This window comes from Streptomyces sp. NPDC001770, assembly GCF_053596135.1.
This window is the reverse complement of sequence record NZ_JBSFFN010000007.1, coordinates 198,918-221,068: the sequence shown is the minus strand read 5'-3', so window position 1 is coordinate 221,068 and position 22,151 is coordinate 198,918. Positions and strand designations below refer to the sequence as shown.

Annotated in this window: 17 protein-coding genes; 4 read left to right on the top strand and 13 right to left on the bottom strand. The window is 70.1% G+C overall.

Annotated features, from left to right (window positions below):
* From ACWCSV_RS09550 to eccD, 8 genes are all read right to left on the bottom strand, one after another.
* Positions 1–525: WXG100-like domain-containing protein (locus tag ACWCSV_RS09550; protein ID WP_451140203.1), on the bottom strand; the 525-nt coding region annotated here is incomplete at its 3' end.
* Between the two features lie 113 nt (positions 526–638).
* Positions 639–1,097 carry a YbaB/EbfC family nucleoid-associated protein gene (locus ACWCSV_RS09545; protein WP_451013212.1) on the bottom strand — a complete coding sequence of 153 codons (459 nt, stop codon included), beginning with the start codon at positions 1,095–1,097 and terminating at the stop codon, positions 639–641.
* Positions 1,094–4,177 carry an AAWKG family protein gene (locus ACWCSV_RS09540; protein WP_451140201.1) on the bottom strand — a complete coding sequence of 1,028 codons (3,084 nt, stop codon included), beginning with the start codon at positions 4,175–4,177 and terminating at the stop codon, positions 1,094–1,096. The genes ACWCSV_RS09545 and ACWCSV_RS09540 overlap by 4 nt, the downstream gene beginning before the upstream one ends.
* A gap of 118 nt (positions 4,178–4,295) precedes the next feature.
* Positions 4,296–4,754: a type VII secretion system-associated protein gene (locus tag ACWCSV_RS09535; protein WP_451140199.1), complete on the bottom strand. Its 459-nt coding sequence runs from the start codon at positions 4,752–4,754 to the stop codon at positions 4,296–4,298.
* Positions 4,755–4,776: 22 nt separating this feature from the next.
* Complete coding sequence (locus ACWCSV_RS09530; RefSeq protein WP_451013216.1) at positions 4,777–5,091, bottom strand: WXG100 family type VII secretion target; 315 nt, start codon at positions 5,089–5,091, stop codon at positions 4,777–4,779.
* 70 nt (positions 5,092–5,161) lie between these two features.
* Positions 5,162–5,494 carry a hypothetical protein gene (locus tag ACWCSV_RS09525; RefSeq protein ID WP_451140197.1) on the bottom strand — a complete coding sequence of 111 codons (333 nt, stop codon included), beginning with the start codon at positions 5,492–5,494 and terminating at the stop codon, positions 5,162–5,164.
* A gap of 90 nt (positions 5,495–5,584) precedes the next feature.
* Positions 5,585–7,060 (bottom strand): type VII secretion protein EccB, encoded by a 1,476-nt coding sequence (eccB, locus tag ACWCSV_RS09520; protein ID WP_451140195.1) that lies wholly within the window; start codon positions 7,058–7,060, stop codon positions 5,585–5,587.
* Between the two features lie 88 nt (positions 7,061–7,148).
* Positions 7,149–8,546: a type VII secretion integral membrane protein EccD gene (gene eccD, locus ACWCSV_RS09515; protein ID WP_451140193.1), complete on the bottom strand. Its 1,398-nt coding sequence runs from the start codon at positions 8,544–8,546 to the stop codon at positions 7,149–7,151.
* Positions 8,547–8,825: 279 nt separating this feature from the next.
* On the opposite strand from eccD, the gene eccCa reads away from it, so the two are divergent.
* Positions 8,826–12,767 (top strand): type VII secretion protein EccCa, encoded by a 3,942-nt coding sequence (eccCa, locus tag ACWCSV_RS09510; RefSeq protein WP_451140191.1) that lies wholly within the window; start codon positions 8,826–8,828, stop codon positions 12,765–12,767.
* A gap of 46 nt (positions 12,768–12,813) precedes the next feature.
* Here the strand turns inward: eccCa and ACWCSV_RS09505 are convergent, their stop codons facing one another.
* Positions 12,814–14,016, bottom strand: a complete 1,203-nt coding sequence (locus ACWCSV_RS09505) for a S8 family serine peptidase (RefSeq protein WP_451140189.1) — start codon at positions 14,014–14,016, stop codon at positions 12,814–12,816.
* A 440-nt stretch (positions 14,017–14,456) separates the two neighbouring features.
* Here ACWCSV_RS09505 and ACWCSV_RS09500 point away from each other — a divergent pair, with 440 nt between their 5' ends.
* Together ACWCSV_RS09500 and ACWCSV_RS09495 are read left to right on the top strand one after the other, a co-directional pair.
* Positions 14,457–15,380 carry a glutaminase gene (locus ACWCSV_RS09500; RefSeq protein WP_451140187.1) on the top strand — a complete coding sequence of 308 codons (924 nt, stop codon included), beginning with the start codon at positions 14,457–14,459 and terminating at the stop codon, positions 15,378–15,380.
* Positions 15,381–15,748: 368 nt separating this feature from the next.
* Complete coding sequence (locus ACWCSV_RS09495; RefSeq protein ID WP_451140185.1) at positions 15,749–16,018, top strand: hypothetical protein; 270 nt, start codon at positions 15,749–15,751, stop codon at positions 16,016–16,018.
* Between the two features lie 98 nt (positions 16,019–16,116).
* Here ACWCSV_RS09495 and ACWCSV_RS09490 read toward each other — a convergent pair whose 3' ends face one another.
* From ACWCSV_RS09490 to ACWCSV_RS09475, 4 genes are all read right to left on the bottom strand, one after another.
* On the bottom strand, positions 16,117–16,704 hold the full coding sequence (locus tag ACWCSV_RS09490) for a GTP-binding protein (RefSeq protein ID WP_451140219.1): 588 nt from the start codon (positions 16,702–16,704) through the stop codon (positions 16,117–16,119).
* Positions 16,705–16,806: 102 nt separating this feature from the next.
* Positions 16,807–17,175 carry a DUF742 domain-containing protein gene (locus ACWCSV_RS09485; protein ID WP_451140183.1) on the bottom strand — a complete coding sequence of 123 codons (369 nt, stop codon included), beginning with the start codon at positions 17,173–17,175 and terminating at the stop codon, positions 16,807–16,809.
* Positions 17,172–17,609: a roadblock/LC7 domain-containing protein gene (locus tag ACWCSV_RS09480; RefSeq protein WP_451140181.1), complete on the bottom strand. Its 438-nt coding sequence runs from the start codon at positions 17,607–17,609 to the stop codon at positions 17,172–17,174. Before ACWCSV_RS09480 ends, ACWCSV_RS09485 begins: the two co-directional genes overlap by 4 nt.
* Positions 17,610–17,721: 112 nt before the next feature.
* A complete protein-coding gene (locus ACWCSV_RS09475; RefSeq protein WP_451140179.1) occupies positions 17,722–20,343 on the bottom strand; it encodes a nitrate- and nitrite sensing domain-containing protein in 2,622 nt (873 codons plus the stop codon).
* Between the two features lie 613 nt (positions 20,344–20,956).
* Here ACWCSV_RS09475 and ACWCSV_RS09470 point away from each other — a divergent pair.
* Entirely contained in the window at positions 20,957–22,084 is a 1,128-nt protein-coding gene (locus ACWCSV_RS09470; protein ID WP_451140177.1) for an NADAR family protein, read from the top strand.
* Positions 22,085–22,151 lie beyond the last annotated feature (67 nt).

Here is a 22,151-nt window from a genome sequence, read left to right as displayed (position 1 = left end):
CAACCGAGCCAGCATCCGCAACCGCGCCTGCGCCATCAACGCAGCCTTCGCCGCCGTCGCCGTCCCCGGAAAAAAGAACTCCAACGCAGCCAGCACCGCCAGCTCGATCAACAACCGAACCAGCTCAGCGATCAACTCCCACTTCGTCTCCAGAATGTCCGAAGCAGTCTTCCGCACACCCCCCGACACCTGCCGCAACTGACCACTGAAATCCACCAGATACCGCTGCGCACCACCACCCGTCCCCGTGAACACCGTCATCGACCGCACGAACTGATCCCGCACCTGCTCCGGAAAATTCGGCGCCGTCCGCCTCACCGACTGATCGATGAAAGCCACCAACTCATCGACACCCTCAGCAACCCTCACCAACGCCCGAGACGCCGCCAACGCGTGAAGCTCCCGACCGGTCGGAAACTTCTCACCGGTCAGGAGAAACATCAGATCGGAGGCCGCCTTGCTGACGTGAAGGCCCCCACCCCCCTCACCCCCGCCCTGCGAACCACCCGCGACGTGCTCAGGCATCGACTCCCGCTCCGTACTTCCTCACGCCGGACGACGCTGTACTCCCTCACGCCGGACGACGCCCGGACTCCCTCACGCCCGACCGGCACCCCGGTGCCGGAGGCCGGGCGAAGTCAGTCGGCGGCCCGCTCGTCGTCCTCGTCGATCTCGTCGCGCAGGCGCTGGTCGTCGGCGGTCACAGGCCGGTTCTTGCCGGTGACGTCGCCCAGTACCTGGCCGAAGATGGCCTCCCAGTCGGTGGCCGCGCCGGGGACGTCGGAGTACCCCGAGGACAGCTCGGTCAGCGGCAGGAAGGCGTCCATCACCCGGCCCGCCATGTCCGCCCGGGCCTTTTCGGAGGCCTCGAGGATCGAGGCTGCCAACTGGGGCCCTGCCATGGACTGGAAGCGGTTCTCCAGGAAGCGCACTCCGCTGAGCTGCCCCTGCGCCCCGATCGTGACCTCCACGGCGCGATCCCGTGAGGTGGCGGTGGCCGTCGACTTGGCCAGCTTCTCCTGGACGTCCGAGGTCGCCGCCTGGGCCTTCTCCAGGTCCGCCCACGCCTGGGCGACCCGGTCCTCCATCGATGTCATCTCTGGTCTCCACTCATGAACTGGTTGCGCTGGGTGTTCTCCACCTGTTCCTGCCGGCCGATGACGGCCGGATTGCCGGAATCCTCGGTGCCCCAGACGTCCTCTTCCTCGGCCATCCAGTTGGCCCGCTCGCGGTCCTTGCTCTCGGTGTTCTGGCCGCCCTGGCCGGAGGCCGGCGGCATGTACGGCGGTGTGCTTCCGCTGCCGCTCTGGCCGGTCGCCGCCTGGGCGGGCCGGGCGGCGGTGGTCGTGCCCGTGTCTCCCATGGCCTCGCGCATGCGGTCCGCGCCGAGGGCTCCGTTGACTCCGCCCATGCCGCCGAGTCCGCCGAGGCCTCCCATGCCCGCCATGTGGGCGGCGGCCGATGCGGCGGACGGGTCGGCTCCGTAGGAGCCGCCGTAACCGCCGTCGAGGCCCAGCCCGGTATCGGACCCGTACGAGGGGAAGTCGGTGGAGGTGTCGTAGCCGGCCTCCTCGTAGACGGGCGCCTGGATGTTCTGCGCGGCGCCGGCGACCGGGTTCGTCCCGAGGGACCCGAGGGAGTTCATGGTGTCGAGCACCGAACCGCCGGTGTCGCCCTGGCTGATGACCGGGACCGTGTTGCCGGTGATCGTCTCGCCGTTCGGCCCGGTGGCGGTCGTGAGGCCGTCGCTGCCGACCGTGGTGGTGATGCCGTTGGGGTGGACGGTACTGGCGGAACCGTCGGGTCCGAAGGTCGTGATGGCGCCGTCCGGTGCGGTGATCGTGGTGATCCCGTCCGGGCTGGTGTAGGAGACGGTGCCGTCGGGCGAGACGACGGTCTCCGAACCGTCCGTGCCGAAGGTGGTGACGGACCCGTTGGGCGAGGCGAAGGACTGCGAGCCGTCGGGGTTGGTGGTGACCACCGAACCGTCGGCGTTCTGGGTGATCAGCGACCCGTCGGGCTTGTGCGTGACCGTCGTACCGTCGGGGTTCTGCGTCACCAGCGATCCGTCGGACCCCAGGCTGACCGTGGTCCCGTCGGGCAGTTGCGTCGGGGTCCCGTCGGGGTTGAGGGCGATCGTCGCCCCGTCGGGGGTGCGCACCGACACAGTCCCGTCCGGAGCGGTGGTGGTGACCAGGCCGTCCGGGTAGGTGGTCGTGCTGCTGCCGTCCGGGTTCTTCACGGTGGTGGTGCCCGCGCCGAGTCCGGCGCCGGACCCGTAGTTCGGCAGCGTCGGTACGATCGGAGAACCGAGGCCGCCGGTGCCCGTCGGGTCCTGCGGGTTCGCCGTCAGGCCGTCCAGGTTCCCCAGCCCGTTGCCGAGGTTGTCGGTGAGGGAGCCGAGGCCGTTGCCGAGGTTGTCCGTCGCGTTGCCCAGGTTGTCCGTGAAACTGCCGAGGTTGTCGGTGACGTTCCCGAGGCTGTCGTCGAGGTTGTCCGTGAAACTGCCGAGGCCGGAACCGAGGTTGTCCGTCGCGTTGCCCAGGGTGTCCGTGACGTTGCCGAGGTTGTCGGTGACGTTCCCGAGGCTGTCGTTCAGGTTGTCCGAGAAGCCGCCGAGCCCGGAACCGAGGTTGTCCGTCGCGCTGCCGAGGTTGTCGGTCGCACTGCCCAGGTTGTCCGTGACACTGCCGAGGTTGTCGGAGACGTTCCCGAGGCTGTCGTTCAGGTTGTCCGAGAAACTCCCCAGCCCGCTGCCCAGGTTGTCGGAGGCGCTCCCGAGGCTGTCGTTCAGGTTGTCCGAGAAACTCCCCAGCCCGCTGCCCAGGTTGTCGGTGGCGTTCCCGAGGCTGTCGTTGAGGTTGTCCGAGAAGCTGCCGAGCCCGGAACCGAGATTGTCCGAGGCATTGCCCAGACTGTCGTTCAGGTTGTTGGAGAAGTTGCCCAGGCTGTCGTTGAGGTCCTTGGTGATGTCGTCCAGGCCGCCGTTCCCGCCCTCGCTGCCCTGGCTTCCCTGGTAGGTGCTGATCGACGTGGTGTTCAGGGTCTTGAACCCCTGGCCGACCACCTCGGACGCCTGGATGAGAGCGTTGTTGACGTTGCTGACCTGGGTGCGCGCCGGATCGCCCAGCAGCCCCTGGACCTTCTGGTTCCACTGCCAGACGGAGTGGGTGCCGATGTTCGCCCAGGCGTCGAGGTTCGAGAGGTCGCCCCAGACCGGGTGGCCCGCGGTGAAGCCGGGCATGGCCACCACCGTGGTGGGAGGCACGTTGGGTCCGCTCCACATGCCGCCCGAAGGCTGGTTGTGCAGCCCCGTCCTGGACAGGTTGGTGTCCTGGACCCACTGGGCGACCTCGTTGATCAGCCGTGCCGCGATGCCCATGGCGTTGGAGTCCGGATCGGCGGCCCACTGGTGCCAGGCCTGGGACAGCTCCCAGGACGCCTGGTGGATCTCGTTGGCCGCGCCGACGAGCGTGTCGCCCTGCTTGGTGCTGGAGGCACCCTTGCCCTGCACCGGGTACAGCGCGAAGTTCGTGGGCGAGAATCCGGGCGGGACCAACTGCTCCTTGTAGTCGCCGTAGTTCCGGTGCAGCGTGGCCAGGACGTCGTGGAAGGCGCCGGCCGCGTTCCCCTTCCAGCTGGCGTCGTCCTTGCCGAAGCTGTCGAGCCACTCCTTGAGGGCGGCCTCGTGCTGCGTGAAGAACTCCGCGGTCCGGTCGAACGCGCCGGCGATGTCCGAGAAGGTCTTGAGGACGACGGCGCCGTTGTCCGGTACGGACAGGCCGCCGAACCCCAGCTTCTCCGTCGAGAAGGGCGGGCCGGCGAGCGCTTCCAGCATCACCTGCGAGCCGAAGATGAAGTTGTCCAGCGGCATGCCCGGACCCTGGGACGGCCGTTCCCCGGGGTTCCACAGGAAGTCGATCGAGATCTTGTGCAGGTTGAGCCCGCTGCCCTGGGGCGTGTAGTACGGAAGCACGAACGCGTGGCCGTCGGCGTTGGCGCCGACCTGCCCGCCGAGGTCGTGGAGCGAGACGTTCAGACCGACGTTCTCGATCTTGACGTTGAGAAGGGGCGTCTTGCCGTCGCTGCCCTTCAGCTCGTCGAAGAGGGTCGCCCGGTCGGGCACCTCGTATCCCGTCAGGAGCCGTACGGAGCGGCCCCAGTCGTCGTCGGCCATCGCGCTTCGGCTCCATGCTTCGTGACGTGCTGCGTCGGGTGGTGCGAAGGGTGTTGCCGGTCGGCCTCGCGGTCGGGCGCTCCGCGGTCCTGTTCCGCGGAGCGCCCGGCCGGTGACGTCAGGTGGTCGTGGGGAGCTTGCTCGGGTCGAGGGTGGTCGCGCTGTCGACCTTCACGTACTCCAGGAAGTCGCTGGCCTTGATGGACTCCAGGTTCGCGCCCTGCTGCTTCATGAACTCCGCGATCACCTTCTGCAGGCCCTCCTTGACGTGCGGGAGCACGCTGTCGCTCTGGGCCTGCAGAATGCCGTCCAGTGCCTGGGCGAAGCTCAGCGACTTGCTGTTGAAGGCGCTGCCGTGCACCGTGTCGTCGGCCCCCATGTACCCGAGCGCCAGGGGCTTGGTCAGGTAGAAGGTGTCCGGCTGCGTGTAGCCGTTGGCGACCGAACGCACGGCGAGCGTGTTGCCGTCGTCGCTCCTCACCTTGACCAGGTCGTTGATGAACTCGGTCAGCGGTCCCTCGATGAACTTCTGGAGCGCCGCCGAATCGAGCGTGGTGAGTTGGGCGTCGGTCGCCATGTCGTCTCCTGGGGAACCGGGATCAGCCGAGCGGGCTGGTGTTCTGCCACTGGTTGCCGAGCTTGTTGTCGGTGGTGTTCCAGCCCGAGGTGATCTCGGCGAGCAGCTTGGCGTCGTGGGTGACGTACTGGATCGCCTGGCTGACGTACTCCTGCCACTCGTTGATCTTCTGCGTGAAGGCGGTGACCGCCTCACCCTCGGACGCGGGCAGCCAGCTCTTGACCTGGCCCTCCAGATTCTCGAGGACTCCGTTGATCGCCTTGCTGTACGCGATCAGGGTGTCGGCGACGTCGCTGGTACCGGCGTAGTCGACATAGACGATGCCGTCGTCGGCCATGATGAACTCCTTGGTTACGGGCGTGATGCGGTGACCTGGGGCGGGGCCGTTCGGCCCGGGTGGGGGCGGCTCAGTTGCCGGAGAGCGTGCCGTAGGCGCGCGAGGCGCCCGCGGAGCGGATCGCGTCGACCGCGCCCTCCTGCAGGCCGGCGGTCGTCTTGCTGCCCGCCTTCGAAGTCTCCGCCATCGTGTTCATACCGTTGACGATCTTGTTGATGTAGCCCAGCCACCCCTGGACGAGGTTGTGGTAGGCCGTACCGTCGGCGCCCTTGTAGGCGGCGCTCAGCTGCTCCGCGGTCTGCGCGCCCTGGCTCTCGATGCGCTTGATGTCGTTCGCCGCTTCCAGCATTCCCTGCTGGACCCTGGCGTCCTGGAGGAAATCGCCCCTCAGTTTGCCTGCCATGTTCATCTCCCTTGTCCACTGCACGCGCGGTTCCTGGAATCAACGATTCTTTTTTTCGGCGCGCCGATCCATACGTCAGGTGACGGTCTTTCACTGGGAGTTGGTGGCCGCGCCGGTCCCGCAGAGGTCCGGGACGGTGACCGCCGCGGCGCCGGCCGCGGCCTCCGGGTCGAGTACGGGGCCCGTCGGCAGAAGCTGGAGCACCGCCGTCGGGAGCCCCCGCTCCTCGGCGACCGTGTAGCCGAGGCTTTCCAGGGCGTCCTGGGAGGCGACGGGGTACTTCACCCCGGTGTCCGTCACCAGGTAGGTGGTGTCGCCCATCTGGGTTCCGGCGCTGCTCAGCGCGCGGATCAGAGCCCCCTTCCCGGGGCGTACGGCGATGACGTCGGCGGGCAGGCACGCTGCGGCGACATGTTCCGCCGGGGGCTGCGCCACGTCCTCCGCGGGAAGCTCCCCCGACACCACGGCCACGTTCACCTTCAGGTCCTTGCCGTCGCCGGGTGTCACCTGGACGCACGCCTCCGACCCGTCCCCCACGTCGACGGCGTGCGGTGCGACGTCCGGCAGCCCGGACGGGGCCGCGCCGGTGGCGAGGTGGCCCCGGGCCTCGTCGCCGGTCAGCGGTCGCGGCTGCGGGTCCTTCCCTCCGTACGCGTCCGCACGTGTGCGCGGGTCGCCCTGCACGAGGGCCGTCCCGGTGGCGCCCAGCGGGACCAGCCCCTCCTTGAGCAGCAGGTGGTACTGGGGAGCGGAGCCGGGCGGCCGGAGGGTGAAGAGCTGGCCGATCCGGGTCGGCCGGCCCGCGAGTTCCGGGCCCGGCTCCCCGCGTCCCGGCACGGCGGGGGCCGCCAGGTCGGGGCCGGCCGGCAGCGCGTCGACGAACGCCTCGGAGACCGGCCGGGCCCGGACGGAGCCGTATCCGAGGGATTCGGCGGCGCCGTTGTCCGGGTCGAGCCGGAGCCGGGTGCCGTGCCACACCAGATAGCGGGTGTGGGCCGGCGTCTCGACGAGCAGCGCCTCCGCGTTCCGCAGCGGCTTTCCGGCCAGGGGCGTGCCGACCGCCAGCCGGGTGCCGACCGTCGTCTGCCCGGAGACCTGTACCCGCAGGCTGGAACAGACCTGCCACGGGCCGTCGGAGAGCTGCTCGGGGCCCGGCAGGCCGTCCGGCGCGCCGGGTATCCCGACCGGCCTGCCGTGCGGGGTGTTCTCGGTGGACCTGCTGCTCACCGAGGCCGTCTTCAGGTCGGCGCCGAGCAGCAGCCGGGCCGACGCGTAGTTCAGGACCGGTCGCAGGCGGCCCTCGACGTAGAGGTAGCGGCTCCCCGTGTCCTTCTCCAGGACCAGGGTCCCCTCCTCCTGCCAGGAGGTCTTCGTCCCCGGCGACACCGCGCCCCAGAGCGCGGCGATCAGGCACCCCACCAGGGCGCCCAGCACTCCGTAGAACAGCCCCCGGTGGGTGCGTCCGCCGGGGCTCTCGGGGTCGTCCGGGTTGGCCCGCAGCAGGCCCGAACTCAGGCGGTTCATCAGGAAGAGGTGGGCCTGGACCTGGTCACGCTTGGACTGCACGGTTCGTTCCGATCCTGGGTCGTCGGGTACGGGGTGCTTTCCTTCGGATCAGGCCTGGTCCGGCATGATCCGAACGAGAGGCCCCGGGTCAGCCGGTCATGTTCCGCAGCCGGGAGTAGACCTCCAGCACCCACAGCACGAGCGGCAGCAGGGCGATCGCCGCCGCCGAGTGGAGCAGTTCCGCGGCGCGGCCCCAGTAGGGCACCATCCGCCGGCCGGGTACCAGCCAGATGGCGAAGGCGAGCGCGCCGGTCACCACGACCAGCGCGACGAAGACGGCGATCCGGGCGCCCGGCTGGACGGTGGCCCAGCCGAGCGCGAGCAGGGCCGCCCCGCAGACGCCCGGCAGCAGGACGGCCAGCCGCTGCAGGGTGCTGCCCAGGTTCCTCCCGTGCAGCAGGAGCAGCAGGGAGAGCACGGCGCCGGTGATCGTCCCGGAGAGCGACGCCTCCCGCGCCAGCAGGGCCAGGCAGACCGTGCAGACCGCGCCGACCGCGCCGTAGAGGGCGGTCATCCAGGTGGTGGCGGTGGCCGACCGGGTGGTGATCTCCGCGCTCGGATACGGTTCGATGCCTTCCTGCAGCTGCTGCGGGCTGGTCGGCAGCGGCCGCATCTGCATGCCGGACACCCGGAAGGCGATGACCGGGACGAAGGCGCCCAGGGTGACGGCCAGCAGGGCGATCAGTGCGGCGACGTGCGCCACCGGCAGCTCGTAACCGGTGGCCAGCGCACCGGCCACCGTCGCGAAGGCGCAGCAGACGGCGGCGCCGGCGAACAGTTCCTGGAAGGTGCCGATCACGGCGAGTGCCAGTACGGCACCGCCGGTGGCGGCGGCGCCCGCCGACAACAGCCGTATTCCGTCGGCCTCCAGGGCGAGCGGCCCGCTGGTCGGGCCGCCCGGCACCATCCAGCCGGCGAGCGCCAGGAACGGTACGGCCGAACACCCCAGCAACGCGGCGGAGGCGGAGTCGCCCAGTCCTCGGCTCGCCGCGGCGGCGACCGGGAGCAGCAGCGCGGCGCAGACCACGGCGGCGACGGTGCGTTCGAGGGCCGTCCAGCCGGGCAGCATGAGCGCGACCAGGACGACGGCGAGCACTCCACCGGTCAGACCGCGGAGGAAACGGCGGGTGGCCGCTTCGGTCCACTGGCCGCTCTGCCGTTCCATGGCGGTGGCGATTCCGTCGATGAGGTCGTCGAAGTGCGCTTCGGGCATCGCCTCGGCGCGGGGTCTCAGGTGCAGGACCTCGCCGTCGCGGAGTTCGACGGAGCCCAGCGTGGCCTCCTCGTCGAGCGGGGGACGGCCGAGCTGCTGCAGGATCCACCCTCCGTGCTCGATGCCGCTCTCCTCGACCTCCGTACCGGCGAACTGGAGCACCGCGGGCAGGAGGTCCGCCACGGGTATGTCCGCCGGGACGGCCAGGTCGATGGCGCGGTCCTGGAGCCTGACGGTCAGGCGGCACAGTCCCGCCAATGCGCCCTCGGTCATCGGGAGATGAGCCTCTCGGGAAGTGGGAACGGGAAAAGGGACCGGGTGAGTGGGGTTGGGGATGTGCGCTCACCCTAGTTGTCGCAGACGTCCGGCCCTTTCGTAGAAATGACGTAATTCCGCGGGGAATCCGGCCGCTACGACAGGTGGGCACCCATGCTGGTGAGTCGCGGCGCACCGGCCCGACCGGGGATCCGGGGCAGTGCCCTTCCTGCCCGCGTCGCCCGCACCGTCGTCCTCGCACCGGTGCCCGATGTCCCACCGCTAGGAGACCGTCCGTTGAGTGTCGTGCTCTTCCGCCGTCCTGTCCGCCGGCGCGGTCCGGACATGCCCGAGGGGGAGATCAGCCTCCAGGAACCGCCCGCGATGGCGGAGGCGACCCCCAACTCGGCCGCCATCTGGACGTTCATGCCGATGGGCATGATGTCGATGTCCATGATGCTGACGTTCATGAGGCCGGGCAGCGGGACGATGTCCTATGTCGCCATGGGCATGATGGGCGGTTCCGCCGTGATGATGCTCGTGGGGCAGGTGATGCAGCGGCGTGGTGACCGCAAGACCCAGATGAACGGCCAGCGGCGTGACTACCTGCGCTACCTGTCCCAGGTGCGGCGCCGTACCCGCAGGGCCGTCGAGGCCCAGCGGGAGGCGCTGACCTGGCGGCATCCGCACCCGGCCGCGCTCTCGTCGCTGGTGCGCACCAGCCGGCTGTGGGAACGGCGCACCACCGACGAGGACTTCGGCGAGGTGCGGATCGCCGTCGGGGAGCAGAACCTGGGGCTGCGCCTGGCTCCGGTGTCCACGCGCCCGGTGGAGGACCTGGAGCCGCTGTCGGCGCATGCCCTGCGCAGCTTCATCCGGGCCTACACCACCGTCCCCGACCAGCCCATCGCCGTCTATCTGCGGGCGTGGTCGCGGGTGCTGGTCCGCGGCGACCGGGCGCAGGTGCGGGAGTTGGCGCGGGCCGTGGTGGGCCAGCTCACCACCCTGCACAGCCCGGACGACCTGTGGATCGCGCTCTGCGTGTCCGAGGAGGCCCAGCACGAGTGGGACTGGGCCAAGTGGCTGCCGCACTGCCTCCATCCGCAGTCCAACGACGGTGCCGGACCGGCCAGGATGGTCGCCGGCGCGCTGGGCGAGCTGGAGGACGTCATCGGGGCCGAGTTCACCGAGCGGCCGGCCTTCGATCCGACAGCGGCGCCGGGCCGGGAGGAGCCGCTGGTCGTCGTGCTCGTCGACGGCGGCACGGTGCCCTCCGGTCATCGTTTCGAGGGCACCGGCTTCCGCAACGCCCTGGTCGTCGACCTGTCGGGAGCGTTGCGCTGGCGCCCCGGACGCACCACGCTGCGGCTCCAGGTCGAGAACGGCGACGTGGAGCTGGTCCGTACGGACCGCAACCGGCGGGAGCAGACGACCCCGCTCGGCCGCGCGGACCGGCTCGGCCCCGCGGGCGCCGAGGCGCTGGCGCGGGTGCTCGCGCCGTTCCGCAGTACGGTCGGAGGCGACTCGTCCGAGCCGCTCACCACCGACATCCAGCTCACCGGCCTGCTGGGGATCAACGACCTGTACCGGTACGACCCCGCCCCGCTGTGGCAGCGGCGCAGCGCACATCAGCATCTGCGGGTACCGATCGGGCTGTCGGCCAGCGGGGCGCCGGTGGAGCTGGACCTCAAGGAGTCGGCGCAGGGGGGCATGGGTCCGCACGGCATGCTTATCGGCGCCACCGGCTCCGGCAAGAGCGAGCTGCTGCGGACGCTGGTGCTGGCGCTGGCGCTGACGCATCCCTCGGACCGGCTGAACTTCGTGCTGGTCGACTTCAAGGGCGGTGCGACCTTCCTCGGGCTCGACCTCCTCCCCCACGTGTCGGCCGTGATCACCAACCTGGCCGACCAGGCGTCCCTCGTCGACCGGATGCAGGACGCCCTGCACGGTGAGCTGATGCGACGTCAGGAGCTGTTGCGGCAGGCCGGCAACTACGTCTCGGCGTTGGAGTACGAGCGCGCCCGCGCCGCCGGAGCTGCGCTGGACCCCCTGCCCAGCCTGGTGGTCGTGGTCGACGAGTTCAGCGAACTCCTGGCCACGCACCGCGACTTCATGGACCTGTTCGTGATGATCGGGCGGCTGGGCCGCAGCCTCGGGGTCCATCTGCTGCTGGCCTCGCAGCGGCTGGACGAGGGCCGGGTGCACCAGCTGGAGAGCCACCTGTCGTACCGGGTCGGCCTGCGGACCTTCTCCGCGATGGAGAGTCGCGGAGTCCTGGGCGTCCCGGACGCCTACCAGCTGCCGCCCGAGCCCGGCAACGGCTACCTCAAGAGCGGCGTCGAGGAGCTGACCCGGTTCCGGGCCGCGTACGTGTCGGGGACGTACCGGCACCGCGGCCGGGCCGCCTCGGCCACGCAGACGGCGAGCCAGATCATGCCCTGGGCGACCGGATGGGTCGTGCCCCGGCAGGCACCGGAGCACGAGGTCCAGGAGGAGGAGTCCGTCGAGACCCTGCTGGCCCTGGCGGTGGAGAAGCTGCAGGACTCCGGGGCGCCCGCGCACCAGGTGTGGCTGCCGCCGCTCGATCTGCCGCCCAGCCTGGACCAGTTGCTGCCCCCGCTGGAGCCGCACCCGCAGCGCGGGCTCGTGGCCGGCCCGGACACCGGCCGGCTCACCGTGCCGGTGGGCATCGTCGACCGGCCCTTCGAGCAGTTGCGGGACCTGTTGTGGGTGGACGTCTCCGGTGCGGGCGGCCACGTCGCGATCGCCGGTGGCCCGCAGAGCGGCAAGAGCACCCTGATCCGGACGCTGATCACTTCCCTGGCGCTCACCCATACCCCGCGTGAAGTGCAGTTCTACTGCCTGGACTTCGGCGGCGGAACGCTCTCCAGCATCGCCGGACTGCCCCATGTGGGCGGGGTCACCGGGCGGCTCGACGAGGACCGGGTGGGCCGCACGGTGAGCGAGGTCACCTCGCTGCTCGCCCGGCGGGAGCGCTTCTTCCTCGACCAGGGCATCGACACCATGGCCACCTACCGGCGGCGGCGTGCCGCCGGGGAGTTCCCCGACGAGCCGTACGGCGACGTCTTCCTGGTGGTCGACGGCTGGTCGACCGTGCGCCAGGACTTCGACCACCTGGTCGACGAGTTCAACAAGCTCGCCCAGCGCGGGCTGAACTTCGGCATCCACCTGATCACCGCCACCGCCCGCTGGATGGAGCTGTCGGCGGCCATCCGGGACCAGGCGGGCACCCGGCTGGAGCTGCGGATGGGTGATCCCTCGGATTCGGACATCGACATCCGCAAGGCCCACGCGGTGCCCCGGGGCACGCCGGGGCGCGGCCTCACCGCGCAGACCAAGCTGCACTACCTGGCGGCGCTGCCGCGGATCGACGGGGCGGAGTCGGCGGACGACCTGGCTTCCGGCGTGGAAGGCATGGTCGCGGCCGTCACGGAGGGCTGGGGCGGCCGCCCGGGGGCTCCGGCGGTACGGATGCTGCCCACCCTGCTGCCCGTCTCCACGCTGCCCGCTCCGGCCGGCACCCGGCTTCCGCTGGGCCTGGAGGAGAACGAACTCCAGCCGATCTGGCACGACTTCATGGAAAGCCCGCACCTGGTCGCCTTCGGCGACACGGAGAGCGGCAAGACCAACCTGCTGCGGCTGATCGCCAAGTCCATCGTCGAGCGCTTCACCCCCGACGAGGCCCGCATCCTGGTGGTGGACTACCGGCGCACCCTGGTCGAGGCGGTGCCCGCGGAGCACCGGCTGGGCCACGCCGTGTCGGTGAACGCGCTGCGGGAGCTGGTGTCCGGTGCGGCGCACGCGTTCGCCGAGCGGGTACCGGGAGAGGACATGCCTCCGTCCCGGATGCGGCTGGCCGACTGGTGGTCGGGGCCCCGGCTGTTCGTCCTCGTCGACGACCACGAGATGGTCGCCGGAGGACACGAGAACCCGTTCGACCCGCTGCTGCCGCACATGCCCCTCGGCTACGAGGTCGGCATGCACTTCGTGGTCGCCAGGTCGTCCTCCAACGCCATGCGCGGTACCGCGGACCCGCTGATACGCCGGATCCTGGAGGTCAACAGCACCGCGCTGATGCTGTCCTGTCCTCCGTCGGAGGGCGCGTTCATCGGCAACACCAAGCCCAAGCTGCTGCCGCCGGGCCGGGCCGTCCGGATCGCACGCCGCAAGGCGACGCTCATCCAGACCGCGCTGGCGGAGGGCACGGCGGCCGAGTGAGTCCGGCCGGTGGGCGGCACACCCGGTACCGCCCACCGGAGGGGGCTCAGCCGGCCCGCCAGCCCCTGGCCCGGCCCTGCGGGAAGATCCACGCGCCCACGATCAGTGCCAGGACGAGCAGTGCGCTGCCGGCGGCCACCCAGCTCCCTCGGACGGCGGCACCGCCGTCCGAGGGAGCTGCCGGGATCACGGCCGGGTCGGCGGAGCGCCGTGCCCCGGACGCGGTGCCGGGAACCGCACCGGAGACGGCGGCGTACGGGTCCACCCGGGGGACCTGCGCCGGGTAGGCCGTTCCCAGCAGGCGCCGCGCGACCTGTTCCTCCGACAGTTCCGGCCGGTAGGAGCGCACCAGGGCCGCCGTGCCCGCCACGACGCCGGCCGCGAACGAGCATCCGCTGCCCGTGAAGGCCCCGGATCCGCTCGGCCCCACGCTGACCACTCCCACACCGGGGGCCGCGAGGTCGGCCCGCGGGACCGGGACCGGGCCCGTGTCCCCGCCCGAGCCGAAGGCCGCCACCGCCACCACACCCGGTTCCGCCGCCGGCCAGTAGGCCTCGGGCGCGGAGGACCCGGCGCCGTCCGGCGACCGGTCCGGTGCCGCAGCGGCCAGCACCAGCACGTCCCGGGTCCGGGCGTAGCGGACGGCGGAGGCCAGCGCCTCGGAACTCGTGGTGAGCGCCAGGGAGACAGTGATCACCGAGGATCCCCCGTCCACGGCCTCCCGGATGCCGCGGGCCACGCTGTCGGGGGTGGCGGTGCCCCGTCCGTCGGTGCCCCGTACGGCCAGGATCCTCGCCTGCGGGGCGACTCCGGTGAAGCCGGTGTCGGGCTGGGGCGCCGCCGCCGCGAGACCGGCCACGAAACTGCCGTGCCCGACACAGTCCCGCCCGGCCTCCCCCGCCGCGGAGACCCGCCCGGCCAGGGCGGGTACGTCCGTGCCGACTCCGGTGTCCACGACCCCGACCAGGACCCCGGCACCGCGGGACAGCTGCCAGGCGCTGGACAGACCGAGCATGTCCTGTGTCCAGGGCGGTGTACGGGCCTGCTGGTCCGAGGCCGGGCGGCACGGTGCGCCCTGGTCCAGCGTGGACACCACCACGGGAAGCGAGGTGGCGGTCCCGGTCGGGGAAACGGTGTCCGCGAGAGCGGGGCTCGGGCAGCAGAGCGCACCCAGCACCGGAAGCGCCACCAGGGCGGTCGCGCGCTTCGAAATGTCGCGCGAGCGTGGTGCCCGTTCGAGATGCGTCATGAGTCCTCTTCATCGGGTGGTGACAGCCCTTGGATCCGCCGGACACCGCCGCGTGGCCGCGCCGGCTCCGGCCTCCATGCTTCGAGTCACGCAGCGGGCCGGTCAAGGCTGTCCTCGTCCGGTTCGACTGATAGCCCGACTGAGATCCACGGCGGGCCGGAGCTACGTCATCCGGTTCCGGCTCCGCGTGAGGATCTCAGTCATCGCCCGTGCGGATACGGCGGTTTCAGCCAGGGACAATGGAGCGAAGGTGACAGCGGGGAGACGGTGACCGCGGAGTGGCCTCCCCCTCGTACCCCGCACACCCGGATCCGTGCACGGTGCGCAGGAGCGTCCCTTCGGCAGGGCGCCCGCGCGGGCGCGCCCGGGCATCGCCGCTGCGCGCCCCGGTCCTGCGGTCCCTCGTCATGACGCACCCCAGAACCGGCGGAACGGCGGGAATGAGCACAGCGTTGACCTTCGCGCCGGTCCTCGAGCGCATAGCGGCAGACATCGGGCGGAGGCCGGACGCGGGCCGTCCCGCCGACTACATTCCGGCCCTCGCCGGACGCGACCCGCGCCGCTTCGGCATGGCCGTCGCCGAGCTGGACGGCACCGTGTACGGCGTGGGCGACTGGCAGGAACCCTTCTCCACCCAGTCGATCACCAAGGTCTTCACCCTGGCCCTGAACCTGGCGCGTGAAGGCGATCAACTGTGGGAGCACGTGGGCCGCGAGCCCTCGGGAAACCCTTTCAACTCGCTCGTCCAGCTGGAGTACGAGAACGGAATCCCCAGGAACCCGTTCATCAATGCCGGTGCCCTCGTCGTCACCGACCGGCTGCACGCGTCCAGTGGCGACGCGGCGGGCGAGCTCCTGTCCTTCCTCCGCGGCGAGAGCGGAAATCCGGGCGTCGCGTTCGACCATGAGGTGGCCGGCTCCGAGAAGGAGCACGGCGACCGCAATGCCGCCCTGGCGCACTTCATGGCCTCCTACGGCAACATCGAGAACGCCGTCCCGGACCTGTTGGACCAGTACTTCAGACAGTGTTCGATCACCGCGTCCTGTGCCGATCTCGCCCTCGCCACCGGCTTCCTGGCGCGCCACGGCATCCGCGCCGACGGCACCCGGCTGCTCAGCCGCAGCCAGGCCAAGCAGATCAACGCCGTCATGCTGACCTGCGGCACCTATGACGCGGCAGGGGACTTCGCCTACCGCGTCGGGCTGCCGGGCAAGAGCGGCGTCGGCGGCGGCATCATCGCGGTCGTTCCCGGTCGCTGCACCCTGTGCGTGTGGAGCCCGGGCCTGGACACGCACGGCAACTCCGTTGCCGGAGTCGCGGCTCTCGACCGGTTCACGACCCTCACCGGGCTCTCCGTCTTCTGACCGCCCCGTCCGGGGTGTTCGCCTCCGCGCGCGCGATGCCCCTGGGGGTGGCGCCCGTGTCCGTCGGGGCTGAACCGCCCGTATCCGCCTTTCTGCCGCCTTTGCCGAGTGGCTAATCTGCGGATGTGCAAGAGCGGCGCGGCTTTTCACATTCAGGCTTGGAGAGCCGGGCCCTCCGAAGAGAAACCGGCGTCGACCGTTCGGTGCCGATGTCGCGGACTCGCCCCGAAAGGCATGGAACCCGGTGCCCGCCACCCTGTGATGAAAGAACCGTCCCGGAGCAGGCGCGTCCCCCGATTGCGGCGTTCGGCAATCGGGGAGGTCACCCGCCGCCCGGAATGCAGGAATTGACCAAGGGGATTCACGTGATGCATTCTTCACGCTACAGCCACCAGCAGAAAGTCGCCCACCTGCTCCGATGGGCTGCGGGATGGGCGGCGGACACGTGCACCGGCGAGAGCATGTGGTCCTACTCCCTGAAGCTGGGGAGTTCACACGCCCTTCTGAACGGCTGGTGCAAGAACGAGAAACTGCGGAGCTCGCTCACGGTCGAGGAGGGCATCCTCCTGGAGACGGCACTCGCGCGATCGGCCCGGGCCCGCATCAGCCGGGGAAGGGCGCCCCGGACCGTCGGGTGAACCCGGCCGGTCGGGGGCGCGATCCGCTGGCGTCCGGCGGATCGCTCCGCACCCACGGCCGCGATGCGCCGGACACCACCCGCCGGCCGGTGCCGCGTTCAGGGCCGCAGGCTCGCGACGGCCTCCCGCCGCGTCAACGCGTGGGTGACGGCGGTGACCAGGACCTGCTTGACCGACTCGCGCCGGCGCGCGTCGCACGTGACCACGGGCACCTCGAGGTCGAGAGCCAGCGCCTGCCGAATGGCCTGTGGTCGGTAGGGCCGTGCCCCGTCGAAGGTGTTGACCGCGACGATGAACGGGATCTCGTACCGTTCGAAGTAGTCGATGGCGGCGAACGAGGTGTCGAGCCGACGGGTGTCGGCCAGCACCACGGCACAAAGAGCCCCCGCGGCCAGTTCGTCCCACATGAACCAGAAGCGGTCCTGGCCGGGCGTCCCGAACAGAAATATGCTCAGCCGGTCGTGCAGGGTTATGCGGCCGAAGTCCATGGCCACAGTCGTGAGGGTCTTCGATTGGATTCCGGAGATGTCGTCGACACCGACACTCGACTGAGTCATCTGCTCTTCGGTGTGGAACGGCGTGATCTCACTGATCGCGGATACGAGAGTGGTCTTACCAGTGCCGAACCCACCGGCAACGAGTATTTTCACACCTTGCGGGAGCTCGCCTTCCGTTACTGAATTCATTGCGCGGATCGACTTATCCCTCATCATGCCAGGTCCGTATTCTTCGGATACATGTCTCATGTTGTTGCGGTCACGGCCGTCCGATCGTGCGCCCTCTTCGGATCACAGGGCCTGAAGGCCGGTGAGTACTTCCCTGATGAGGCTGACGCTCGGCCGTCCGTCTTCTTGGTACGGCTTGCTCACCTGTATCGTCCTCAGATCCAGCAGGTCCCCCAGGAGGACCCGCACCACGCCGAGCGGAAGGCGCGTGTGGGAGATGATCTCGCTGACGGATATGGGGATGCGGCACAGTTCCAGAAGCGTTTCGTGTTCCGGCTCCGTACCGTGCCACTCCTGGACGGAGGTGGTGAGGCTCTTGACGAACGTGACCAGGTCGAAGACGTGGTGGTGGACATGGGTACGGCCCCGCACCATGGTGTAGGGCCGCACCAGCGCGACAGTTCCGTCGCCCGCCCAAGTGTCTTCGGTCATATGCGTGGTCGCTCGCCGGAACGTCCCGTGGCATCCCGGTACTCGACGGAGAGATGCTGTCCGACGCGGGTCACCAGCCGGGCCATCTCGTACGCCACGATGCCGATGTCGGCGCTCTCCGGCGACAGCACCGCCAGGCACGCGTTGTCTCCGGCGGCGCAGACGAAGAGATACCCCTTCTCCATCTCGACCACCGTTTGCCTCACCGCCCCACCACCGAAGTGCTGCCCGGTTCCCTTGGCGAGGCTGTGGAATCCGCTCGCGACCGCGGAAAGGCGCTGGGCCTCGTCCTGAGGAAGCGTTCCGGAGTTGGCCAGCAGGAGGCCGTCCGAGGAGAGCGTGATCGCGTGGCCCGCGTCCGGCACTCGCTGCACGAGGTCATCGAGCAGCCAGCAGAGCTGAGTCGTTGTTTCCGCGGAGACTGGCAGTGTCATCGGCCCGTACCCATTTCTCGTGTAATCGCTTTCGAGCGGTGACTGCTGAGGGCTGTCCCGCAATCCCTGGAACGTGGTGGTCGTACGCCCACCAGCACGTGCGCGGCGGCCTTCAGAGGTGAGTGCCGTGGTCGAACCGGATCTGCCCGGAGTCCTGCCGGGCGAGACGCCCCCGCGCGCTGCCGGCTTGGAGCGCGGACATGAGGGTGCGCACCTGGGCCGGACGCGCCGAGACCGGGTCGGAGGGGGCCCCGTGGGCTCCCAGGTCCGGTGCCGGAGCGCCCGGAGGGTCCGTGGAGACCGTGGGACCACCGTCCGACGGGCCGTACGGGGCGCGAGGCACGTCGGTCCAGTCGAAGAGCCCGCCCGAGGAGGGTGCGGTGGGGTGCTGCAACTGGGGCGCGAGGCTGGCCTGCCGGACGCGCTGGGGCAGTCCGTCGATGTACTCGGTGTGCTGCTGATGGCCGCCCTCCTCCACCGGCGTGAAGTCGTCCTGAGCCGGGGCCCTCTCAGCGGTCCGGGCCCCGGGCCGGCTGTCGTCCGGGGGCGCCGGTACGGAGTTCTGAAAACCGAGCCGCTGATGTTCGACCGGCTCGGGGCCGGTTCCGGGCGGGTAGGAGGCGTGACCCGCCGTGGAACGGTGGGCCTGCTCGTCCGGCCCGGCGCGTCGCGACAGGGTCGCTTCGGACAGCTCGGGCTGTTCGCCCGGGCTGTACGGGGCCTGCGCGATCTGCCACGGAGCGGTGGACGCGCTGTCGGCCGGGTCGAGGACTCGGTCGGCGTCGGAGCTCTCGGTCCCCGCGTCCGAATGATCGAGCAAGGTGAGCGGAAGGAGCACGACGGCGGTCACGCCCCCGTAGGGCGACTGGCGCAGGGAGACGGCGATGCCGTGACGCTGGGCGAGGCGCCCGACCGTGATGAGGCCGAGGCGGGAGCTGTCGAGATCACTGAGGTCGACCTGTTCCTTGATGCGCGTGTTCGCCGCGTCGATGTCCGCCGGCTTCATACCGAGACCGCGGTCGTCGATCTCCACGACGAGGCCGTTGGTGCTGCGGCTGACGCCCACCCGCACCTGGGTGTCCGCCGGAGAGAAGTGCTGGGCGTTCTCGATGAGCTCGGCGAGGAGGTGCACCACGTCCGTGACGGCCCGTCCGACGATGCGGAACGGTGGTACCGGCAGGACCGACACGCGGGCGTAGCCTTCGGTCTCGGCCGTGGCGCCGCGGAGTACGTCGATGATCGGAACCGGGTACCGCCAGGGGCGGCCGGTGGAGGCCCCCGCGACGATGATCAGACTCTCGGCGTGCCGACGGAGGTGCATGGCCATCTGGTCGAGGTTGTACAACTCCGCCAGCCGGTGGGGATCCTCCTCCCGGTGCTCCATCGACTCCAGCAGCCCGAGCTGCCGGTGCACCAGGGCCTGACTGCGGCGGGCGAGGTTCACGAACACCTCGCTGACGCGCTGGTGCAGCCGCACGTCTTCGTCGGCCAGGTCGACGGCGGTCGTCTGCAGGGCGAAGAAGGCGTCACCGAGCGCGGCCAGCTCGCGGTGGACGAAGCGCGGCCTGGTCATGTCCGCCGCGACATCGACCTTCTCACCCCGGCGGAGGCGGCCGACGACGTCACGGAGACTGTCCTCCGTGAGGTTGCGGGCCGAATCGCGAAGGCGTGAGACGTCGCCGACCAGGGAGCGCCCGATGCGTACGGACAGGACCAGCGAGAGAATCAGAGCGACCAGCCCCAACGCGCCGGCCACTCCCAGTGCCCACAGGGCACGTTGTGCCGGCGGCCCCGTCAGCTCGAACACGCCGTCGATGTCGTCGAGAGCCAGCTTGTTCGTCACGACCCACTGGGCGTCGTACGCCTTGCGCCAGTCCGACACGGCGAAGGGCAGTCGGCCCGTACCGGGTCCGGCCTGGAGGAGCTGCTCCTCCATGACCATGACCTTCTCCATGGGGCCGCCCTCCCGGGCGAGTTCCTCGAAGGGCCGGCGCTTGGCCTCGGGCAGACCCCGCAGGGCGAGTTCGGTCAGACGGCGTGAGGAGCCGATGTCCTGCACGATCAGGCCGTAGGCGTCGGGCGTCAGCCGCTTCGCCGCCCCGGCGGCCGAGATCAGCGCGTCCTCCTGCGCCAGGAAGTCGCTGCCGAGAGCGTTGGTGTACTGGCTGTGCCCGAAGCGCTGCGCCTTCTCGTCGGGCAGCACGGTCATGGCTTCGAAGGCGTCCGAGATGGTGGTGTTGACGTTGGTGTACGCGTCCAGAGCCCGCAGGGTGTCGAGACGCCGGTCGTCGACGCGGTGGCGCACGTCACCCACCGTCTCCAGCGCCTTTCGGGCGGCATCGACTCTGCGGTTCACCTCGGCGCTCGCGCTGTCGCGCACCTCGTCGGTGTCCGCCTGCGCCAGGAACTCGGCCACGGAGTCGTCGGTCTTCGCACGCGCGCCGGTGAGCGCGGGATCGCCGCTGTCGTCCTGGGAGACCTGTTTTCCCGTACGGCTCGCGCTTTCCCGGGAGGCAAGCGTGACCAGGCTCGCGCGCCGCTCCGTCTGGACGTCGATGAAAACCTGGGCGAGTGGCCGGGCCAAGTGATCGCCGACCGTATCGACATGAACCAGCGTGAGCGCGTTGTTCAGTGACAGATACGCGGCGTAGGTCCACAGGGCAGAGAGGGACAAGAGCGGCAGGAGCAGCAGTGCGGTGATCTTGCCGCGAAGGGACCAGCCAGAAGGTTTCATGCGTGACTGCATCTCCGCTGAACAATGAGTCCTGCGCGGGAATTGCGAGACCGCGGTCGACGCACGGAATGGCATGGCCATTCTGTCGTCAATACGGGATGACGCACTCCGGACGGAGGCGTGAGAATCCGCGGTCCCGAAATCTGCTCGGAGGCCCACTGTCAAGGTTGTTGGGATGGTGCAAGCTGTTCATTTACCTGCGGTGCGCAAGTAAGGGGAGTATTCCACCGCGCCTGTCCGACATGGTGATCCTTTCGAGCGGGTGTGCACTCACAGTCAAGAAGCCTTCCTTCAGTGCAAGGCTCCGGCTCTGTGGCTCATTACTCGGCTTCCGGGCCGCGCGGGTGCCCTGAGGGTTGTCCCGCGATTCCTGGCGGGACATCACTCCGGGACTCGCCGCCAGGTCTGCTTCCGCAGGGGGCAACCGCGCTTCGTCGCTCGATCTGCCCGAGAGGCGAAGGCCGCCTGAAACTCCCGATGTGGATGGTGTTCGAGCGACGTGGAAGAGCGCAAGCCGATCGCCGGGCAAACGTCCGTCGGTACTGCGACACTGCCCCTTCGTACGGTCTGCTCCCCCGATCCCGTGGGCGCGCGGAGAGCTACTCTGTCGCGCATGGCGATACGACGGCGGACGTGGCGGAACGTGGACGGCGAACGCATCGAGGGCACTTGGCGGCACGCCTTCGTCCGCAACGGCCGCACCTACTTCCTTACCGACCTGCTGATCTACGCCGACGGAATGGTCGACTGCTGGGGCCTGGAGACCCTGGAGGGCTTCGCCGGCAAGCTCGCCTCCGGCTGGATCGCCACCGAACTGCCCGAAGGCGCCCGGGTATCGGCACATCACCTCGCCTCGTGGACGTTCGCCGAGCCGAAGACCTGGCTGACCCCCGAGATGCTGCTCGGCGAGGTCCGCGACGACATCGACGGCCTCAACGGCCGCCCGAACTCCACCGGCCGCTGCCTCGCCGCCGTCGAGCTCTTCCGGGAGCAGCCGACCGAGGCCAACCGGGCCGCCGTTCGCGAGGCCTACGAAGCCATCCCGGAACACCTGCGGCGATACGCCCTGGGCGACATGGACCGCAAGGACTTCCCCCTCCGGGTGATCGCGACCGGCCCGGAGAACGGTTTCGATCTGTGGAACGGCGACACCGTCGACGTCACGGAGGAGATGCACGCCTCCGCCCTGGAGTACTTCGCGGAACGCGAGCAACTGCGAAGGCAGTACGAGGCGAAGTCACCCGCCGACGGCCCGGCCGAACCGGTCGGGAGCAGCGTTCATCTCGACCAGGCGGTTTTCCCGCACGGTTGGCCCGAGAACCCGGGCAACCTCGTGCTGCGCAACGAGTTCCCCGCACCGCTCGTCATGGGCGACCTGACCTACCCCACGGTCGCGCACGCCTACTGGGCGCTGGCGGTCGCCGACGAAGGCCGTCGGGCCGAGATCCTCGACGCGGAAAGGCCGTACGACGCGCAGAGGATCGCCGAGGATTCCACCCTGCGGGACGACTGGCCCCTGGTACGGGTCGCCGTCATGGCGGGCCTGCTGCGCGCGAAGTTCCAGCAACACCCGGAGTTCGCGCGGACGCTGACGGCCACGGGCGCCACCCGGTTGATCTACACCGAGGCCGGATCGCCCTTCTGGGGAGAACGCGGGCTCGAAGGACGGAACTGGATGGGCCGGCTGCTGGAGCTCACCCGCTCCGAACTCGTCGCCGCGGAGCTCGGCATCGTCCCCTGAAGGAGTCCGGACGACCCGAGCGCGCACCTGTTCGCGGACGGGCCACCCGTGGAACACCGGAACCGGT

Bases quoted from the DNA above. Each gene is read 5' to 3' on its own strand.
- ACWCSV_RS09505 (WP_451140189.1), bottom strand. From the start codon at position 14,016: ATGACGCATCTCGAACGGGCACCACGCTCGCGCGACATTTCGAAGCGC.
- eccD (WP_451140193.1), bottom strand. From the start codon at position 8,546: ATGACCGAGGGCGCATTGGCGGGACTGTGCCGCCTGACCGTCAGGCTC.
- ACWCSV_RS09540 (WP_451140201.1), bottom strand. From the start codon at position 4,177: ATGGCCGACGACGACTGGGGCCGCTCCGTACGGCTCCTGACGGGATAC.
- ACWCSV_RS09500 (WP_451140187.1), top strand. From the start codon at position 14,457: ATGAGCACAGCGTTGACCTTCGCGCCGGTCCTCGAGCGCATAGCGGCA.
- ACWCSV_RS09545 (WP_451013212.1), bottom strand. From the start codon at position 1,097: ATGACATCGATGGAGGACCGGGTCGCCCAGGCGTGGGCGGACCTGGAG.
- ACWCSV_RS09530 (WP_451013216.1), bottom strand. From the start codon at position 5,091: ATGGCCGACGACGGCATCGTCTATGTCGACTACGCCGGTACCAGCGAC.
- ACWCSV_RS09495 (WP_451140185.1), top strand. From the start codon at position 15,749: ATGCATTCTTCACGCTACAGCCACCAGCAGAAAGTCGCCCACCTGCTC.
- ACWCSV_RS09525 (WP_451140197.1), bottom strand. From the start codon at position 5,494: ATGGCAGGCAAACTGAGGGGCGATTTCCTCCAGGACGCCAGGGTCCAG.
- ACWCSV_RS09485 (WP_451140183.1), bottom strand. From the start codon at position 17,175: ATGACCGAAGACACTTGGGCGGGCGACGGAACTGTCGCGCTGGTGCGG.
- ACWCSV_RS09480 (WP_451140181.1), bottom strand. From the start codon at position 17,609: ATGACACTGCCAGTCTCCGCGGAAACAACGACTCAGCTCTGCTGGCTG.
- ACWCSV_RS09470 (WP_451140177.1), top strand. From the start codon at position 20,957: ATGGCGATACGACGGCGGACGTGGCGGAACGTGGACGGCGAACGCATC.
- ACWCSV_RS09490 (WP_451140219.1), bottom strand. From the start codon at position 16,704: ATGAATTCAGTAACGGAAGGCGAGCTCCCGCAAGGTGTGAAAATACTC.
- ACWCSV_RS09475 (WP_451140179.1), bottom strand. From the start codon at position 20,343: ATGAAACCTTCTGGCTGGTCCCTTCGCGGCAAGATCACCGCACTGCTG.
- ACWCSV_RS09535 (WP_451140199.1), bottom strand. From the start codon at position 4,754: ATGGCGACCGACGCCCAACTCACCACGCTCGATTCGGCGGCGCTCCAG.